General features: G+C 51.9%; 18 protein-coding genes. 5 read left to right on the forward strand and 13 right to left on the reverse strand.

Annotated elements, in window-relative coordinates:
* Window positions 1-8 precede the first annotated feature (8 nt).
* The 11 genes from B1748_RS18155 to B1748_RS18205 form a co-directional block, all read right to left on the reverse strand.
* On the reverse strand, window positions 9-581 hold the full coding sequence (locus B1748_RS18155) for a DapH/DapD/GlmU-related protein (RefSeq protein ID WP_087569338.1): 573 nt from the start codon (window positions 579-581) through the stop codon (window positions 9-11).
* Between the two features lie 7 nt (window positions 582-588).
* Window positions 589-1,716: a glycosyltransferase gene (locus tag B1748_RS18160; RefSeq protein ID WP_087569339.1), complete on the reverse strand. Its 1,128-nt coding sequence runs from the start codon at window positions 1,714-1,716 to the stop codon at window positions 589-591.
* The gene (locus tag B1748_RS18165) at window positions 1,670-2,887 is read right to left on the reverse strand and encodes a glycosyltransferase (RefSeq protein ID WP_087569340.1); all 1,218 of its coding nucleotides are present in this window, start codon (window positions 2,885-2,887) and stop codon (window positions 1,670-1,672) included. The genes B1748_RS18160 and B1748_RS18165 overlap by 47 nt, the downstream gene beginning before the upstream one ends.
* Complete coding sequence (locus tag B1748_RS18170) at window positions 2,884-4,245, reverse strand: O-antigen ligase family protein (RefSeq protein WP_087569341.1); 1,362 nt, start codon at window positions 4,243-4,245, stop codon at window positions 2,884-2,886. Before B1748_RS18170 ends, B1748_RS18165 begins: the two co-directional genes overlap by 4 nt.
* The gene (locus B1748_RS18175; protein ID WP_087569342.1) at window positions 4,238-5,356 is read right to left on the reverse strand and encodes a glycosyltransferase; all 1,119 of its coding nucleotides are present in this window, start codon (window positions 5,354-5,356) and stop codon (window positions 4,238-4,240) included. The genes B1748_RS18170 and B1748_RS18175 overlap by 8 nt, the downstream gene beginning before the upstream one ends.
* Window positions 5,357-5,378: 22 nt before the next feature.
* Window positions 5,379-6,077, reverse strand: a complete 699-nt coding sequence (locus tag B1748_RS18180) for a sugar transferase (protein ID WP_087569343.1) — start codon at window positions 6,075-6,077, stop codon at window positions 5,379-5,381.
* Between the two features lie 2 nt (window positions 6,078-6,079).
* Window positions 6,080-6,982, reverse strand: a complete 903-nt coding sequence (gene galU, locus B1748_RS18185; RefSeq protein ID WP_087569344.1) for a UTP--glucose-1-phosphate uridylyltransferase GalU — start codon at window positions 6,980-6,982, stop codon at window positions 6,080-6,082.
* A 203-nt stretch (window positions 6,983-7,185) separates the two neighbouring features.
* Window positions 7,186-7,875 (reverse strand): CpsD/CapB family tyrosine-protein kinase, encoded by a 690-nt coding sequence (locus B1748_RS18190; protein ID WP_087569345.1) that lies wholly within the window; start codon window positions 7,873-7,875, stop codon window positions 7,186-7,188.
* Window positions 7,856-8,611 (reverse strand): YveK family protein, encoded by a 756-nt coding sequence (locus B1748_RS18195; RefSeq protein WP_087569346.1) that lies wholly within the window; start codon window positions 8,609-8,611, stop codon window positions 7,856-7,858. The genes B1748_RS18190 and B1748_RS18195 overlap by 20 nt, the downstream gene beginning before the upstream one ends.
* Window positions 8,612-8,772: 161 nt before the next feature.
* On the reverse strand, window positions 8,773-9,063 hold the full coding sequence (locus tag B1748_RS18200) for a hypothetical protein (RefSeq protein ID WP_087569347.1): 291 nt from the start codon (window positions 9,061-9,063) through the stop codon (window positions 8,773-8,775).
* Between the two features lie 751 nt (window positions 9,064-9,814).
* Complete coding sequence (locus B1748_RS18205) at window positions 9,815-10,597, reverse strand: tyrosine-protein phosphatase (RefSeq protein ID WP_087569348.1); 783 nt, start codon at window positions 10,595-10,597, stop codon at window positions 9,815-9,817.
* 235 nt (window positions 10,598-10,832) lie between these two features.
* Here B1748_RS18205 and B1748_RS18210 point away from each other — a divergent pair, with 235 nt between their 5' ends.
* Entirely contained in the window at window positions 10,833-11,942 is a 1,110-nt protein-coding gene (locus B1748_RS18210; protein ID WP_179215661.1) for a nitric oxide synthase oxygenase, read from the forward strand.
* Window positions 11,943-12,135: 193 nt separating this feature from the next.
* On the forward strand, window positions 12,136-12,495 hold the full coding sequence (locus tag B1748_RS18215) for a hypothetical protein (protein ID WP_087569349.1): 360 nt from the start codon (window positions 12,136-12,138) through the stop codon (window positions 12,493-12,495).
* A gap of 112 nt (window positions 12,496-12,607) precedes the next feature.
* Here the strand turns inward: B1748_RS18215 and B1748_RS18220 are convergent, their stop codons facing one another.
* Together B1748_RS18220 and B1748_RS18225 are read right to left on the reverse strand one after the other, a co-directional pair.
* The gene (locus B1748_RS18220; protein WP_087569350.1) at window positions 12,608-12,805 is read right to left on the reverse strand and encodes a hypothetical protein; all 198 of its coding nucleotides are present in this window, start codon (window positions 12,803-12,805) and stop codon (window positions 12,608-12,610) included.
* On the reverse strand, window positions 12,802-13,458 hold the full coding sequence (locus B1748_RS18225; RefSeq protein WP_087569351.1) for a phosphatase PAP2 family protein: 657 nt from the start codon (window positions 13,456-13,458) through the stop codon (window positions 12,802-12,804). The genes B1748_RS18220 and B1748_RS18225 overlap by 4 nt, the downstream gene beginning before the upstream one ends.
* Before the next feature lie 113 nt (window positions 13,459-13,571).
* Between B1748_RS18225 and B1748_RS18230 the strand changes: the two genes are divergently transcribed.
* From B1748_RS18230 to B1748_RS18240, 3 genes are read left to right on the forward strand one after another with little or no spacing between them, the layout of a single operon-like run.
* Window positions 13,572-14,438 (forward strand): class I SAM-dependent methyltransferase, encoded by an 867-nt coding sequence (locus B1748_RS18230; RefSeq protein ID WP_087569352.1) that lies wholly within the window; start codon window positions 13,572-13,574, stop codon window positions 14,436-14,438.
* The gene (locus B1748_RS18235) at window positions 14,438-15,169 is read left to right on the forward strand and encodes an RluA family pseudouridine synthase (RefSeq protein ID WP_087569353.1); all 732 of its coding nucleotides are present in this window, start codon (window positions 14,438-14,440) and stop codon (window positions 15,167-15,169) included. The genes B1748_RS18230 and B1748_RS18235 overlap by 1 nt, the downstream gene beginning before the upstream one ends.
* Window positions 15,169-16,437 (forward strand): CapA family protein, encoded by a 1,269-nt coding sequence (locus tag B1748_RS18240; RefSeq protein WP_087569354.1) that lies wholly within the window; start codon window positions 15,169-15,171, stop codon window positions 16,435-16,437. Before B1748_RS18235 ends, B1748_RS18240 begins: the two co-directional genes overlap by 1 nt.
* Window positions 16,438-16,979: the final 542 nt, after the last annotated feature.

Genomic DNA, 16,979 nt, shown 5'->3' on the forward strand with positions numbered 1-16,979 from the left:
CTTCCCTGTCAGTTGTATCTGCGAATCCAATCCGGCGGCACCTCGATCTCCTTCAACGTTTTGGCGGGCGTCCCCCCGGACAGTACGGCGGATGGGATGTCTCTCGTTACGACACTGCCAGCCGCTATGACCGAACCGCTTCCGATATGGACACCAGGCAAAATGATGGCGCCTCTGCCGATCCATACATTGTCTCCGATGACGATCGGCTTCGCGGCCGAACGGTCCTGCGAATCGACAGGATGAAAGTTCGAATCAATCATATTGACCATAGGTCCGATTATCGAATGGCGGCCGATCGTGATGGACGAGGTGCAGCCAATATCAAGCCCGTAATTAAAAAACACGTTGTCGCCAATCGTCAAACGAGCACCCTTGCCAACCGTGACGGACGAAGGGAACGGCTTGGCGTGGAAGGAGACGTTGCGGCCAATAATGAGCTCGCCCTTGTTCTTGAGAAGAAGCTTGCCCGCAATACGGGATAATCGGCCCGCAGAACTTGCCTTGAACGGCAGCACCGCCGCACCTTTCAGCACGGCCAGCGCCTTCTCGAAACTAAATGCCGCACGGGATACGCTCATATCTCCGTCACCCCGCCGTTCCCGGCAGCCGTATCGCGGCAGGTTCGAGCATGCCTTGATAAACATGCTCCACCTTCCGCGCAATAGCGCCCATATGAAATGCGTCCATCACGCCGTCGTATCCTCTGACGGCCAGCTCCTCGTAGTTAACCTCTCCGTCGTAGAAGCCCCGAATCGCTTCGTACAACGCCGCGGAGTCGCCGTCGCGAACGACGAGCCCCCCTTTTGTCTGTTCGATGATCTCCGGCGCTCCCCCCGAATCCGCCACAATAGGCGGAGTGCCGACCAGCATGGATTCGATGATGACGCGGCCGAACGGTTCGTTTAGAGAGAAGTTAACCGTCAGATCGCACTCTTGCATCTTGTCCAGCGGCTTGCTTGTATGTCCGCAAAATTCGACATGGCGCTCTAGACCGTATTCGATCACCTTGCGGATCAACATGTCATAGTAACGGTCCGAGCCGTCGATGGAAGCATCCCCGACAATGAGCAGCTTCCAGTTGTGTCGGCCGCTTGCAGGCAATTTGGCGACCGCATCGATAACCAGATCGTACCGTTTCCACTCCACGATTCGGCCAAAGGTCCCGATAACCAATTGCCCGTCGTCCATGAAGCCCCTTCTTCTGCGGCCGATCGCCAGTCTGGGGTCCACGCCGTTGTAGATTACTTTTTTGTTGCTCCCTTCAATGGAGCCTGCCACGAATTTCGAGATGCAGATCACTTGATCGAAGAAGCGCGGCAGCACGCGATTGAACATCCGAAGATGCGTATGATCGCGGTGATGCCATACCCGCTTGCATGGCGACATAAACTTTAGCGGACCAATGTACCAAGGCGCCCTCCAGCCATTGGCATGGACGATATCAATCCCAAGCTTCTTGACGAGCGACCGGATGCGGAGCACGGTCTCCACGTATCCGAAGCCGAGCCTCTTTTTGATGCTGCCCAGACTGAGCGGGATGTGGGTGAAACTTGCGGTGATCTCTCCCAGATACGACGCATTGCCGGGACTGATCAAATAGATGCGGTACAGGGAAGTATCGATGTAGTTGATCAGATGGACCAAGCTTTGCTCGGCCCCTCCCTTCTTATCCGCGTGCGTCACGAACAGAATGTTGATGAGCGGACTTGACATCAGAGATCCCCCTTTCCGGACTGTATGTGCGTTCAAGATATCGAAAATACGTTTTGAGTGTTTCCTTATGGTTATAACGTTCTCGGATAAATTGCTGAGACGCTTGAAGCAGCGAGTCTGCCGCGGCCGGCTCCGCCAAAAGTTCTCTCACAGCTCGGCAGAATGCGGCCGGCTCATCCTCCACCCGAATATGCAAGCCGTTCCTTAGACCCGTGCCTTCGCTGCCTACCGTAGTCGAGACAACCGGCAATCCGTTCTGGATCGCTTCGATCGTCTTCAGCTTAACGCCCGCGCCATTGCGCATCGGATTGACAAATAGATAACCTTTCGCGTATATCTCGTCCAAATTCGCAGGTGTATCGTGTACATACACCCCTTCCAGACGTTGGCTATTCAACCACTCCACTCCCATTCCCCTGCTGTTGCCCGCGATGACGAACCGATAACCCGGTATATCCAGCAGTTTGGGATGAACTTGATCGAGATACCAGCGAATGGCCTCCCTGTTGTTAGGCATAAACAACGAGCCGATAAATACAACATGTTTGGTGTCAAAACGGCTCCTGGCGAAGGACTCCCTCGTAAGCGGCGGGGGCAGGAACAGGCTCTCGGCTTGCGGATGTCGTGTGACGAAGCTGTCGTACTCCTTGCTGGAGATAAACAAATATTTGGTCACCCGCTTTTGCAGCTTTCTCTGCAATCCGGCGAACTTCAAGCTTTCCATCGCATAATACAGCTTGTGCAGGATTTGGCCCGTACTTCTGGCCAGCGATTTAAAGTAAGCGGACTCGTCGTTATGAACCCGCAGAATCGCCTGCTCCGCCCGTATGCCCGGATTATCAAGAACGGGGTAAACGTAATCCCCTTCCAGCAGCACGTAGTCGTAATCGCCGTCTATCGGAACGGTCCGGAGCGCGTCTCTGGAACGGACTTGCAGCGGCTCCGGCATCAAAATGTCGAGCGGTGAGCTTTTTCGGTCGCAGAGCTTGATATCGTTTACCCATGCCCGCGCCGCCCGGAGGTCCGACGCGGCAGGCACGTGTTTGCCGCAGACGAGCAGGTCGATCCCCCAGCCCAGCCCCGCAAGCGCCCGAATTCGTCCCCACGTATCTACTCTTCCGCCATGGTCGGCCGGATACGGGAAATCGCTGCATACTACGAGAATATTCATTTCAGCGCCTCCGGTTTGTTGTAAAATGGACTTCGTTGGTCATCCTTGCCTGGCAGCAAGCCGATAAACGCGAACAACAGCCAGATTTCGTATTTGATCTCCAGCGATACGAGCAGCAGGGAGAGCAAAGTGAATACGAGCGCAAGGAACAGGATCGAGCTTGTTTTTACCTTCAAGAGCATATGGCGTCCCACCAAATAAAAAAACGCGACCGAAAGCAGCCCGCCGAACATAAACCACTGGAAAAAACCCGATTTAACGCCAAGGTTTTTGGTGCTGGTCGAATATTGAATCAGCTCGCTTACATTGATCTGACTGACGCCGAACCATTTGTAATAAACGCTTGACATCAGATTGACGGATTGCTCCAGATAATGGTTGAAGTAGACGGGATATGCCCCCGTGCCAACGCCAAAGGGATGATTAAGCACCGTAAGCAAAGCGATTACGATCGTCCCCATGCGCGTATAGGACGAGGTATAATTCTCGATATCGTTTTGGAAGGACTGGATAATGCCTACCGAGAAATTCGCAATAAACAGATACATGATCAGCAAGGCCGCAACGAGAAGCACGAAATTCCTTTTTTTGCGAAAATCAAGAAATTTCACCATGGTAACGGCAGCCGTGAGCAAAACAATGATCATAAATCCCTTCGAGCCCGTCACGAACAAATAAAACAGAAAGAAGCTTGCTGCATAAACGATCGTCAATGTTCGGGCAAGCTTGTTCCAATATCGGCTCAGGTAAGCCAATATCGCGACATACACCACAACGATTGTGCCGGTCGTGCTGCTCTCCGAAGTAAGCAGCCGGACGCGCCAATACGGTGCGTCGCCGGAATGCAGAAACGTCAACGCGTTCGGCATGCTCGCCAGCTCCACCGACATAATAAGCAGAAGCGACGTGACGGCGGCTAGAAAGCATCCGCATACGGTCCCGAGCTTGCCGATCTTGGCGACGACAAGCTGGATATGGCGAACATACAGCAGGATGAGCAGAAAGTAGATGAGCACCTTGACGCCTTTGCCCAGCAAATTTTCCGAACCGAAGCTATACGCTCCACCCATATACTGAACCAGAATATAGACCAGGCTCACCAGTGCCAAATACAGAATGAAACCGAACATATACGTATGAAACCTCGTCCAGTTCGTTATCCGCTTATGCTTTGCCAGCATCGCGATCTCGCACAACAGGAATACGGGAAACAGCAGCACGATCGGAGTCCTTCCGATTTCTCCGATGATTTTGACAAGCGGAAAGTCCTGATAGACGGTCAACAGCAGCAGCACGAAGAGATAGCCCGCCAGAAAAGCATGCCTGAGTCCATCCCTGCGGCTGTCCAGACTAGACATATTCCCTCACGACGGGCGAGTCCCGCCGCCTTCCGTCCCCCTTGGCGAACGCTTCGTACAGCCTCTGGATTTGGAAGTTCATCTCATCGGAATGAAATCGGCTTCTGTAAATGCGCTCCCCGGCCTCCCCCATCTCCTTAAGCCTCGCTTTATCAAGGCCGCGAATAATGGTTGCAAGCTCTTCCTTGTCGTCGAAATTAAAGATATAACCATTGATGCCATGCGCAACGATTTCCGGAAGCGCCCCGCGGTTGCTTGCAATGACGGGTTTCCTGCCGCGAAGCGCTTCAATGGCGACGATGCCGAAGCCTTCCCACCTGGAAGGAACGATAACGGCGTCACAAACCTCTATGTAGCTGGCAATCTCGGCATTATCGATCCACCCGAGCTTGACGGCATCCGCTGGAATGTCGAAATGCCGGTCTTGGAGCACGGTCCCTCCCGCGAGATAAAGCGTGACATTGCGGAATCGTCCTTCCGTAAACGTCTCCAGCAGAAGATCAAAACCCTTCTGCGGGTCGAAGCGTCCGATAAACAGCAGATTGATCCGATCCGGATCCGGCTCGAACGGCGGACTCGTCGATACTTGGACATCGGAGACGCCGTTGTACACAATGACCGACTTCTCTTTGGGAAGTCCGTAACGCACTGCCATGTCGTGTTCGTGCCGGGAAATATGAATAATGACATCCGTGCGAACCGCCAGCAGCTTCTCGATTCCCGCGTACAACCTCTTCTTCCAAGGGGACGTGTCCATCAGGAACGACCATCCATGGGCGCAGTAGATGATGGCGGGCCGCCGTCTCTTGAGCAGCAGCGCGGATCTAAGAAACAGCCCGGCGAAGGTACCATGGATATGGACGATATCCGGCTCGAGCTCCTTCACCGCGCGTGCCATCGTTCGAATCGCCTTTAGCATAAAAAGCGGCTTTCTCTTATAGGGATACAAGTGCAATCGGCCTGCGCCGATGTTTAGCGAATCCCGATTGGAATTTTGCTCCGACGCAAGGAGATGGACGTCATGCAAAGCCAGCTGGTATCGAAGAATTTCATTTAAATACGTCTCGATGCCGCCTTTCGTAAATTCCGAAACGTGAAGAATTTTAGCCATGCTGCAGACCTCCTTCCGGCTGCTAAAAAGCATCCTGAGGGGCAATGATCGCTTTCACCGTTCTCAGCATGATCTTGATGTCCAGCCAAATGCATTTTTTTTGAATGTACTTGATGTCCAGCTCCACCATCTCATGAAAGCTGAGACTGTTCCTGCCGCTTACTTGCCATAGCCCTGTACATCCGGGCGTCACCATCAAACGCTGTTTATCATAGTCGGAATATTCCGTCACTTCACGCTCCAAAGGGGGTCTTGGTCCGACAAGCGACATATCTCCTTTCAGCACGTTCAGCAATTGCGGCAGCTCGTCAATGCTGGTCTTGCGGATGAACTTGCCGACTTTCGTAATTCGCGGGTCGTCCTTCATCTTGAACATAGCCCCGCTAATTTCGTTCTTATCCAAAAGTTCCTTCAGCTTCTCTTCCGCGTTGACCGACATGGACCGGAGCTTGTACATCCGGAAAGGTTTGCCGTCCTTGCCGATTCGTGTCTGCTGGAAGAAGACGGGTCCCTTCGGATCCTCCAGCTTGATCAACAAGGCGACCATCGTAATCAATGGGCTGAGCGCAAGCAGCCCGGCCAGCGAACCGCCGATATCCATGGTCCGCTTCATGACGCCGTAAGCCGTAAGGCTCCTTTTCTCCTGCGCGGGAGCGAACCCTCTATAAGGGGAGGAGGCTCTGCTCCAGACCGCTTCTTCTCTTAATGGCGACGGATTCATCGTTATTCGCTCCTTCCAGTAATGAGATGGTTACGCAGTTCTCTCTCCATCAGTCCTTCAAGTTCTGTCATGAGCGGATAGCGGAGCTCCCGATTTCTAAGCGCAAAGTCGATGGTGGTCAATATAAATCCGAGCTGCTCCCCGACGTCATACCGAACGCCTTGAAAATCGAATGCGTATACGCCCTGCGACATGTTTAGCTCCTGTATCGCGTCCGTCAATTGGATTTCGCCTCCGGCGCCGATCCGCTGCTCGCCCAGGAAGTCGAATATTTCCGGAGTCAACACGTATCTGCCCATAATGGCCAGGTTAGACGGCGCTTGTCCTTGAGGCGGCTTCTCGACGAACCGGCTCACCTCGTACAAGTTGTCAACGCGATTGCCGGGATCGACAATACCATAGCGGTGCGTCTGATCTACGCCAACCATCTGTACGCCGATGACGGACCGTCCCGTACGCTCGTATTGCTCGATCAATTGTCTCGTGCACGGCGTTTGAGATTCCACAATGTCGTCGCCGAGCAAGACCGCGAACGGTTCGTTGCCGATGAAGTTTCGGGCGCACCATACGGCATGTCCGAGACCTTTGGCTTCCTTCTGGCGAATATAATGCAAGTTGACATTGGACGACTTCCGCACCTTCTCCAAAATATCCAGCTTGCCTCTCATCTCAAGCGTATGCTCCAGCTCGAACGCGATATCGAAGTGATCCTCGATCGCCCGCTTGCCCTTGCCGGTTACGACAATAATGTCTTCAACTCCGGACTCGATGGCCTCCTCGACAATGTATTGAATGGTAGGCTTGTCGACGATCGGGAGCATCTCTTTCGGCATTGCCTTAGTCGCAGGCAGGAAACGCGTACCAAGTCCGGCAGCGGGAATAATGGCTTTTGTCACTTTTTTCATGAAATCACACCCCGTTCTCGATTATTTTCAATACATGTTGAAATCTATCAGGGCATTTAACCCCACCTCACACCACACCAGCGACGATTAACGTCTAAGGCATATTTCCCACAGCATGGTCGAGTGCCTCCAGTGATAAAGGTTCAGGAGACATTACCTTCCTACTTAGCGTCCTCGGCTTGCAAGCACTATCGCTTTGCGGGTTAACCTTCGGAATCGCCGTAATAGTAGGAGTAAGAATCTGCATGAGAGCTGTTGACATTATTTAAAACGACTCCTAGCAGCTTGGCTTTGACATGATCGAGCAAAGACTTCGCCTTTAGAACATGCTCCTTGCTGACTTGCCCGGATTGAACGATAAGCACGACGCCATCGCTCATAACGGCTACGACCTGTGCGTCCGTCACCGTAACGATCGGCGGCGTATCCAGCACGATGACATCATAGCTTTTCCTCGCTTCGTCCAGTAACTCCGCCATCTGAGGCGAAGACAACAGCTCGGATGGATTGGGCGGCGTTGGGCCTGCATGCACGATGAACAAATTGTCAACGGCCGTATGCTGGACGATATCCTTAAGCGGCTTTTGATTGAACAGAGCCGTAGTAAGGCCGTTTCGATTGGACGTGCCGAACAAGTAATGCTGCGTGGGCTTGCGCAGATCGGCGTCGATGAGCAACACCCGCTTGTTCGCTTGCGCAAAGGCGACCGCCATATTCGCGCATGTCGTGCTTTTGCCCTCACCCGGCTTGGAGGAGGTGACCATTATAATCTGCAGCTTCTGGTTTATGGTGGAATGGTCGATGTTCGTTCGAAGAGTCCGGTAGCTCTCCGATATAGGCGACTTCGGATTAAGATGGGTAATCAAATTCCATTTAGGCGTCAAGCGTAGCATTGTTTCCCCTCCCTGCTTTGAGAGCTGTCTCCGGCTTATCTCCGCGCTCCTTCGAATCCTTTTCCCTGAATGTAGGAATGGCGCTTAACACCGGAACTTGCAGAAGCAAGTCGATGTCCTCCTCCGTCTTGACGGTATCGTCCAAATATTCCAGCAAGAATGCAATGCCTACGCCCAGCATCAACGCCAGAAGAAAGGCAACGGTCACGTTCAGCTTGATGTTAGGCGATACCGCCCCCCGATTTTCGAGCGGGTTGGCTTGATCCAGGATCGAGACGTTATCGACTTTCATAAGTTCGGGGACCGACTGCTGAAATACGATCGCGATCGCGTTTGCCATATTCGCCGCTTCCTGGTACGAGCTTCCTTTGACGGTAATCGACATGACCTGCGTCTCGTTGACCGAACTCACGCTTACTCTCCCGACCAGCTCGCTGTGCGTGACGCCAAGCTCCGGATACTGCTGAACGACCTTTTTCATCATGCGCGGCGTCTTGATAATTTCTTTGTAGGTTTTGATTAGACCGATTGTGCTATTGATGGCGCCAACGTCGATGCTAGGCAGCAGCGAACCGCTGTCCTTGTATTGATTGACGATCAGCTTGGCGGAAGCCTGGTATTGAGGCTTAAGAAAATAACCGGAATACAAGCCGATACCCAGGCAGCTTACGGTAACCAAAAGCAGAATCATGACTAACCTTTTTTTCAAAATGAGACCATATTGTTTTAATTCCAAACTGCCTCCTCCTTCGACGATAACGAGAGTCTATTATAGGATTCGTAACGAACTTTCATTTTTGTTATTCAATTAGAATTTTTTAATGATACCAGTTATTCAAAACGCGACCTTTTGCTTCAAAAAAGAACCACATTCAATCATTTACGATAGCATGAGGTTCACGATTTGCATTCATTTGTTAAAAAAAATCCTTCGATCGATCCGCCGTTTAATACATGCTCGACCATTTGTTCGGAGCAACCTTCCAACCCTTGCGTACGAAGCAGTAATGTCACCAGTCTCGCCATATCGATCGCTTCCCCATTGGGGTTGTATCCGGCGAACAACAGAAGCTCGGACAGCGAGTGGGTCGGTTTGACCGCTCCCCTGCCTACGTCCTTGTCTTCCGACAGCCGTTGCAGAAATTGTTTAAATCTGGCTTGTTTATCATTTTTGCATGGAACACTCATCTTCATAATCCTCCGTCCATTCCTTGCCGGGCAGTTGCCGGCAAGATTAGATTGCCATCCATCAACAACGATTCCAGATCTGTTGAGGAGGTTCCAAACTTACGGATTGACTAATCGATTTTTGCATTATGTACGCCTGTCTTACACTTCGCTTCTAAGTATGCCATAGATTTCCTAAATCCATGAGGGATTAAAGACATGTGTGGATTAGTCATTCCCGCTCATTTTCAAGTCGGTCTATATGAGCAATGAAGACTAAATTTTATAATTTCAGACAAAAATGATACCGTTTTCATGACGTGAGTAACCCCGAATGTCAAATCGAAGCGTTTTGTGTCGGGCTGCATTCATCCCCCACTTGGGAACCATATCTTTTTTTTCCTGGTCGGCAGCTTTTCTCGCTGTATAAAGCGTTGCCCGGTACTCTATCAGAAAAATCGGACCGGGATGGCCTGTTGTTTAAGCATACGCCATCCTAGAAAGAAACGGGACTATTGTCTGAAAGAGGAACATCCCGCCTATTCCGATGCTAAATGTTCGGATTGAAAACGTTTTTTCGATCCATTTGAACCATAAAAAAAGGTTTTTTTGATCCGCATAATTGGATAATGGAACATTAAAAAACCAATATATGGTCCGAAAATGACATACCTCTGTTTAAGCGACATTTTGTTCACCCTAATTTTGCACCCCGGCGTTAGAGGCTGCCTATTGAAGAATAGGATAAATTAACCAGAGACTTGCTGCCTGGTTATGGAATTAATCTGCGTAAAAACCTGCTAAATGAAGTGCTTTTCACATGAGATTCCCCCCTCGTAAGTTCCAGAGGCGAGTCGGATACTATTCGGCTGGCATTGGATTGATAATAGTCGACATAGGATTCGCCAAGCCGTTTGCCTATAACTTGATATGCTTCTTTTAGCTTAAATCCCCTTCGATTCGTATCATGGGCGTCAGAAGATACAATATGGATCAAACCGCTTCTGCATAACGTCCAAGCCGTCCTCTCCACGCCTCTGCCGAACCCTCCCAACAAAGAATGAGACGTAACTTGCGCGAAAGCTCCTCGCATCACCAGCTCTTCCAGGAGCCTTGGGTCACGCGCGATTGCCGAATTGCGCTCCGGATGCGCGATGATCGGAACCAGCCCAAGCACCGCAAGCTCATGCATTAGTTCGCCCATGCTCTTGGGAATATGTGAAGATGGAAGCTCGATCAGCATATATCTGGATCCGGACAACGAAAGTAGTTCTCCGCGTTCCCACGCTTCCGGAAGGCCATCGTGAATCCGAATTTCTTGTCCGTGCAGTACGCGCAGCGGAATGCCCTCTTCGTTAAGCCGCTTGTCCACGCGCTCCGCAAGCTGCTTGACTTCATGGGCGGCATTTAAATATTTGCCGTTGGCATGATGAGGCGTGGCTATAACAGCCGTAATGCCGTCTTCTACAGCCGCATTTGCCAGACGCAATGTTTCCTCCCAATCCGATGCGCCATCATCGATCCCCGGTAGTATATGTGTATGAATATCGATCATATTAGAGAGCGCCTCCCATCCTGGTCTTAATCGGTTACCCGATATATTGTAACATGGCAGGAAGGTTGCTTGCAGGTCCGCTCGTCGGGGGGCGACTGGGGGCGACTTCAGGGGATTCTTCTAATTGATAATAAGTTGCGGCCGCTATACGGACAAATTGTCACAACTGAAGTCCGTCGGAAGCAGCTGGTCTTGCTATACTAGAACTAAACAATCCCTTTACAGGAGAGTATTTATGAATCCCATCATTCAGCGTGAGCAGCTATACGAATCGGCATCAACTTTTCTTGCCTCCTTTTATCGGGAATCCGGCCGCAGCGACCCGGAGCTTACTGCCAGATTGGACGAAGTTCGGGAAGAATTGAGCAAACGAGGCACCTATGCTCATACCGAAGGCGAGCTTATTTTTGGCGCCAAGCTGGCCTGGCGCAACAGCAACAAGTGTATCGGAAGACTATTCTGGGATACGTTAAACATCATCGACGCCAGAACCATCAACAGCGAAGATAGAATGGCGGGCGCCTTGTTCGAGCATATCGAATCCGCTACTTGCGGCGGAATCATAAAGCCTTTCATGACGATCTTCGCCCCGCAGCAGTATGCCGAAAAGCCGGAGAGCGGTCCCCGCATATGGAATCATCAATTGCTTCGTTATGCCGGGTACGAACAAGATGACGGCAGCATCGTTGGCGATCCCGCCTCCCTCTCCTTCACCCGAACCTGTCAGGCGCTCGGCTGGCACGGCTCCGGTACGCCGTTCGACCTCCTGCCTCTCGTCTTCAACCTGCCAGGACGGCAGCCCGTATGGTACGATATTCCTCCGCAGCTCGTCCTTGAGGTCGACATACGGCATCCTGATTATCCCGCCTTCGACGAGCAAGGCATCCGCTGGTACGCCGTGCCGATTCTTTCGGATATGACGCTGGAGATCGGCGGCATCTACTATCCGGCAGCTCCGTTCAACGGCTGGTACATGGGTACGGAGATCGGTGCCAGAAACCTTGCAGACAAAGATCGATACAATCTGCTTCCCGCAATGGCGAAAGCGATGGGACTGAACACATCCCGGGATTTCTCCTTGTGGAAGGACCGCGCGCTGGTCGAATTGAACGTCGCCGTTCTGGAATCCTATAGAAGCGCCGGTATCACGATAGTGGATCACCATACGGCAGCTCAGCAATTCTCCAGATTCGAGAAAAATGAGAGGGAAAGCGGACGCGACGTGACGGGCCGCTGGTCCTGGTTGATTCCTCCTCTGTCGCCGGCGACGACTGCGATTTTTCACAATTCCTATTATGATGAAGTACGATCACCCCGTTTCTATAGCAAGCAGCCTTTCTCTTAGGCTGCAATTCTGGATACTTATCGTTTACATCTATTCATTTCCCATGGTGAAACTCCCCCACTTCCTCTCACTACCTAAGCCTCACTATCTCGAGTAAGGTAGTTTAGATGTGGGAGACTTCTTGCCCAAAAACGTAAATTTCTTTATAATGAACAGTGTGTTCTTTATATAATTCGAAAGGAGGGATTCACTCATGGCCGTATGGAAGAGGGTCGTCGGATTAACCTTGTTGCTGACGTTGCTAGCATTCCCGGCTTCAGCCTTCGCCTCCAGTTATTCGAGCAGTTATGACAACAATGGGAGTAAGGGCTTCTTCTCCAGCCTGTTCTCCGTCTTCGGCGGTTCTTCCGGGAGCGGAAGCAGCGATAGCGGAAGTTATGGCGGCGGAGAGAAGTATGAGAAAGGCAAAACATCGGACAAAAAGAACAGCAGCGGCTTCTGGGATTGGTGGGACGATGATTGGTGGGATGACGATTGGTGGGATGATTTCTGCTGGTGGGAAGACAACAAGGATGATTCGAAGAAAATTTGGGAGAAGTACTATTGCTATTGATGCTTATAGTTTGCGACAAGGCGAAACGGCTACGCCATCCTTGGGCTGAGCGAAAAAAGACAACCGGACAGCGTCTCTCGCTAACATTCGCCAGAGAAGCCGCCCGGTTGTTTTATTCGAATGGAGCATATTGCTTTAACATGTACTTATATCCGCAGAACGAGCATCGAAAGACAACGCTGTCCTCACCGATTTCGAAGCCGAACCGGTCATCATCCTCCAGCTCAATAAATTCCCTTCCATGTTCGTCACGGTCTCCCGTAGCAAACAATCCCGTACGATTGCCGCATTCGCATTCCAGCACCATCATGATAGCCGCCTCCTTCCTTTCCGTTCCGGTATATGGCCACCCTCACGGAATAGCAGCATAGCCGCCGCTACAATAATCAATCCCCCAGCATAACCAGCCGCAATATCGGACAAATAGTGGACGTGGAAATATAAGCGGCTAAGTCCTAGTAAAAGGATGATGACCCCGCATAGTGCCGCGATCATCCCTCTCTGCCATCCTATAACGCTGCGCTTGCTTAAGATGAAGAGCCCGGTCAGGCCAAACAGGATCAATCCCAGCATCGCATTCCCGCTCGGGAAGCTGGAGCCGTCCACCTCAATACCCCAAGCTTGAACCGGGCGCATACGGTCTGCTCCTGCTTTGATGGCCGTATTAAGAGCATAGCCGGCTGCCATCGCTCCGATCAGATATCCTGATTGTCTCAATCCCAGTCTCCAGCCCATGATGGCGGCTATCAGAAGCGTCAATGCGACAAGTCCGGCTGTCGAGCCCACTTTGTCCAGCGCCTTCATGAACGTCGTCCATCCATCGCTCGCCCATCTTGCCATATAGGTATGGAAGTCGACATCAATGGCGTAACCTCCTTGCTGGGGCAGCGTCGACCAGAGAATAGCCAGCCCTGCGGCTCCCGTCAATAATAGAATAAACCATATCGTTTTGTTCGCGACCAATAATAACGCCTCCAAACGTCTCCATTCGTTGCTTCCTCTTCCTTGCTTCGTTATAATAAGCGATGATATGTTTACTTTACAAGACTTTCAATAGATAAGGAATGGTTGATTTGATGTATGTAGCTGATCAGTGGTCCGATTACGAGGTAATCGATACGGGAGACGGGGATAAGCTGGAGCGTTGGGGCCAATATGTGCTCCGTCGTCCCGATCCTCAAATCATTTGGCCCATCGCCGATGAGAGCGGTGATTGGAAGCGTGCCGACGGGCATTATCACAGAAGCGCTTCCGGAGGAGGCAAGTGGGAGATGCGCCCGAGCTTGCCCGAACGTTGGACGATCGCTTACGGCGATCTCAAGTTCCATATCAAGCCGACGAACTTCAAGCATACCGGCTTATTCCCGGAGCAAGCGGTTAACTGGAGCTGGATGATGGACAAAATTCGCAAAGCGGGGCGTCCTATCCGCGTGTTGAATCTGTTCGCTTATTCCGGAGGAGCGACTGTTGCAGCCGCATCCGCCGGCGCCGAGGTCTGCCATGTCGACGCCGCCAAGGGGATGGTCCAATGGGCCAAGGACAATGCCGTCTTGTCCGGACTGGAGTCTGCGCCCATCCGATATATTACGGATGATGTATTCAAGTTCGTTCAGCGCGAGCAGCGCCGCGGCCGCACGTACGACGCCATTATTATGGATCCGCCGTCTTATGGCCGGGGTCCTAACGGGGAGACCTGGAAGCTGGAAGAGAATTTGTACCCGTTCCTGCAGACATGCACGACGATTTTATCCGACCAGCCGCTTTTCCTGCTCATTAATTCTTATACGACCGGCTTGTCGCCGACGGTTCTGCATAACATGCTTCATATGTCGATGAAGAGCAAATACGGCGGAGCCACCCATTGCGGCGAGATCGGCTTGCCTATCACCCGTTCCGGCCTTCAACTGCCTTGCGGCATTTTGGGGCGCTGGGAGTCCGAATAATGGCCATTGACATCTTATTCGAAGACAATCATGTGCTGGCAGTCGTAAAGCCGCCAGGCATCCCCTCCCAGGAGGACGAGACAAGGGATCCGGATATGCTGACGCTGCTGAAGGATGATCTGAAGCTGCGATATGGCAAGCCAGGCAATGTTTTTCTTGGTCTTGTCCATCGCCTGGACCGTCCTGTTGGCGGCGCCATGGTGTTCGCCAAGACGTCCAAGGCGGCGTCGCGATTGTCCGAAGCCGTTCGAAGCCGGAATTTCGGCAAAACCTATATGTGCATCGTTCAAGGCACGCCGGCGAAGCGGACTGCGACTTTGAAGCACTATATCCGCAAGGATGCGAAGCGCAATCTGGCAGTTGTCTTCGATTCGCCTGCGGCAGAGGCAAAGGAAGCCATTTTGGACTATACCGTTATGGCAACCGTTCAAGGCTTTAGCCTGCTTGCCGTCAAGCTGCATACCGGCCGGACGCATCAGATCCGCGCCCAACTGGCGCATATCGGCTGCCCGCTAGTCGGAGATTCGAAATATGGAGCCGCCAAACGAAAGGACATTGCCGATGTTCAGCTTTGGTCCACCTCCGTATCATTCCCTCATCCCGTCACGAAGGAAACTTTAACGTTCCGCTCCCTGCCAGAGAGAAACGCTGCATGGGGTTGGTGGACGATTGAGGAGCTGGAAGCGGCCTCGACGGTCTTTATAGCCGACAGCCCAATGAGAGGACGTTAATGACATTGAGAAAAAGATCATCTCGTAAACATAAAGCAAGGCCTTATGTTTTGTTTTCCATATTAACTGTACTCGCATTGGCCGTGGCAGTCGTATGGCTATACCCAACCATAACCGGCGACTCCGGAAATCAAGTTCCAGGTTCGTCGGGAACAACAGCAAAAGCTACGCCAACCATGGAAGCGACCATTCCTGCCTCGCCTACGCCAGAGCCTACGCCCCCGCCTCCTGTTTTTGCCGAAGCCGTTTGGTTGGGCGTCGGCGACATTATGAGCCACTCGCCCCAATTGCCCGGGGCTTACAATTCGGCTACCGGAGTATACGACTTCACCCCTTTCTTCGAGAACGTTAAGCCCATCCTGAGCGAAGGAGATTGGGTGATGGCAAATCTGGAGACGCCTATTGCTGGCGCAGACTTCGGTTATAGCGGGTATCCGACCTTCAATGCTCCCACCGAGCTTGCCGAAGCGTTGAAGAACGCCGGCTTTAACTTGTTGTCAACGGCCAACAATCACTCGCTCGACAAGGGGGAGAAGGGACTGTTGCGCACCTTGGACAACCTGAAGGAGATCGGGCTGCAAGCGTTCGGCACGGCTTCGTCTCAGGAAGAAGCCGATGCGCTTGTCATCTCGGAGAAAAACGGCATTACGATGGGACTGCTCTCCTACACTTATGGAACCAATGGCATACCGATCCCGCAAGGAAAGCCGTATCTCGTCAACCTGATCGATGAAGCCAAGATCAAAAACGACATAGCTCGGCTGCGCGAAGCAGGCGCGGATCTGGTTACCGTAGCCCTGCACTTCGGCTCGGAGTACCAGACCGTTCCTAACGACTCTCAGAAGACGCTGGCACGTTCCCTTGCCGCAGCGGGCGCTGATATCATTGCAGGCTCTCATCCCCATGTCCTCCAGCCTTACGAGATGGTAGATTCATTTGACGATCAAGGCCGGCCGAAGCAATCCCTTATCATCTATTCCATGGGCAACTTCATCTCCAATCAGCGGGGCGAATCCAAGGATTACGGCGCGATCTTTAAGGTAAACATCAAGAAGAACGTCACCGAGGGAACGATAGAACTGACGGAAGTCGAAGCGATTCCGACATGGGTCCACCGGTATCGTCCGGACAAGTCTTACCGATATCGCGTGCTGCCGGTCGAGGCGACAATTGCGGCCAGCAACGATCCCTTGCTTGGTGCCGGCGACTACGCGATGTTGAAACAGGATTTGGCCATGTTGACCGAGCGGCTGGACTCCATGAAGTAATCGTACAAAAAAAGCCGAAGATCACCAAATGTGGCGGATCTTCGGCTTTTCTGTATCATGTTCACACACTGCCTATCGGACATATATGACGCTACTCGACATCCAGAGGCTATCGATTCATTGTGGACGGCAGCGCAGTTAAGTAAAGGCTGATCGTAACGGACACCACAGTCACTATATCGCAAAAATGAGGCCTGTTCAAATTGTAACGGACACAGACGACCTTACTTCCGTCAAAATCGCATAGAATAGGCGGAAATGCACCAAATAGCGTCATCTGAGTCCGTTAGATTTTCAATATTGCGGTGTTACTCACAATGAATCGACAGCCTCATCCAAGACATTATTGGCATCATCATCGCTTATATTGGGTCCATTACGACCCAATAGTGTATTTCCTGTCTGTTAGATTTTCATTGGGGTTAAAATCGGACAAATAGCGTAGATGGTGAGGCTGTCTATTCACTGTAGATAAGAACGAGTTGCGTGCTGGAATGGGGAAATTTTGTGCTGGAGGGAGCCGCTGAGTGGGATGATCGGAG

This window comes from Paenibacillus sp. MY03 (assembly GCF_002165585.1).
Lineage (GTDB): Bacteria > Bacillota > Bacilli > Paenibacillales > Paenibacillaceae > Pristimantibacillus > Pristimantibacillus agaridevorans.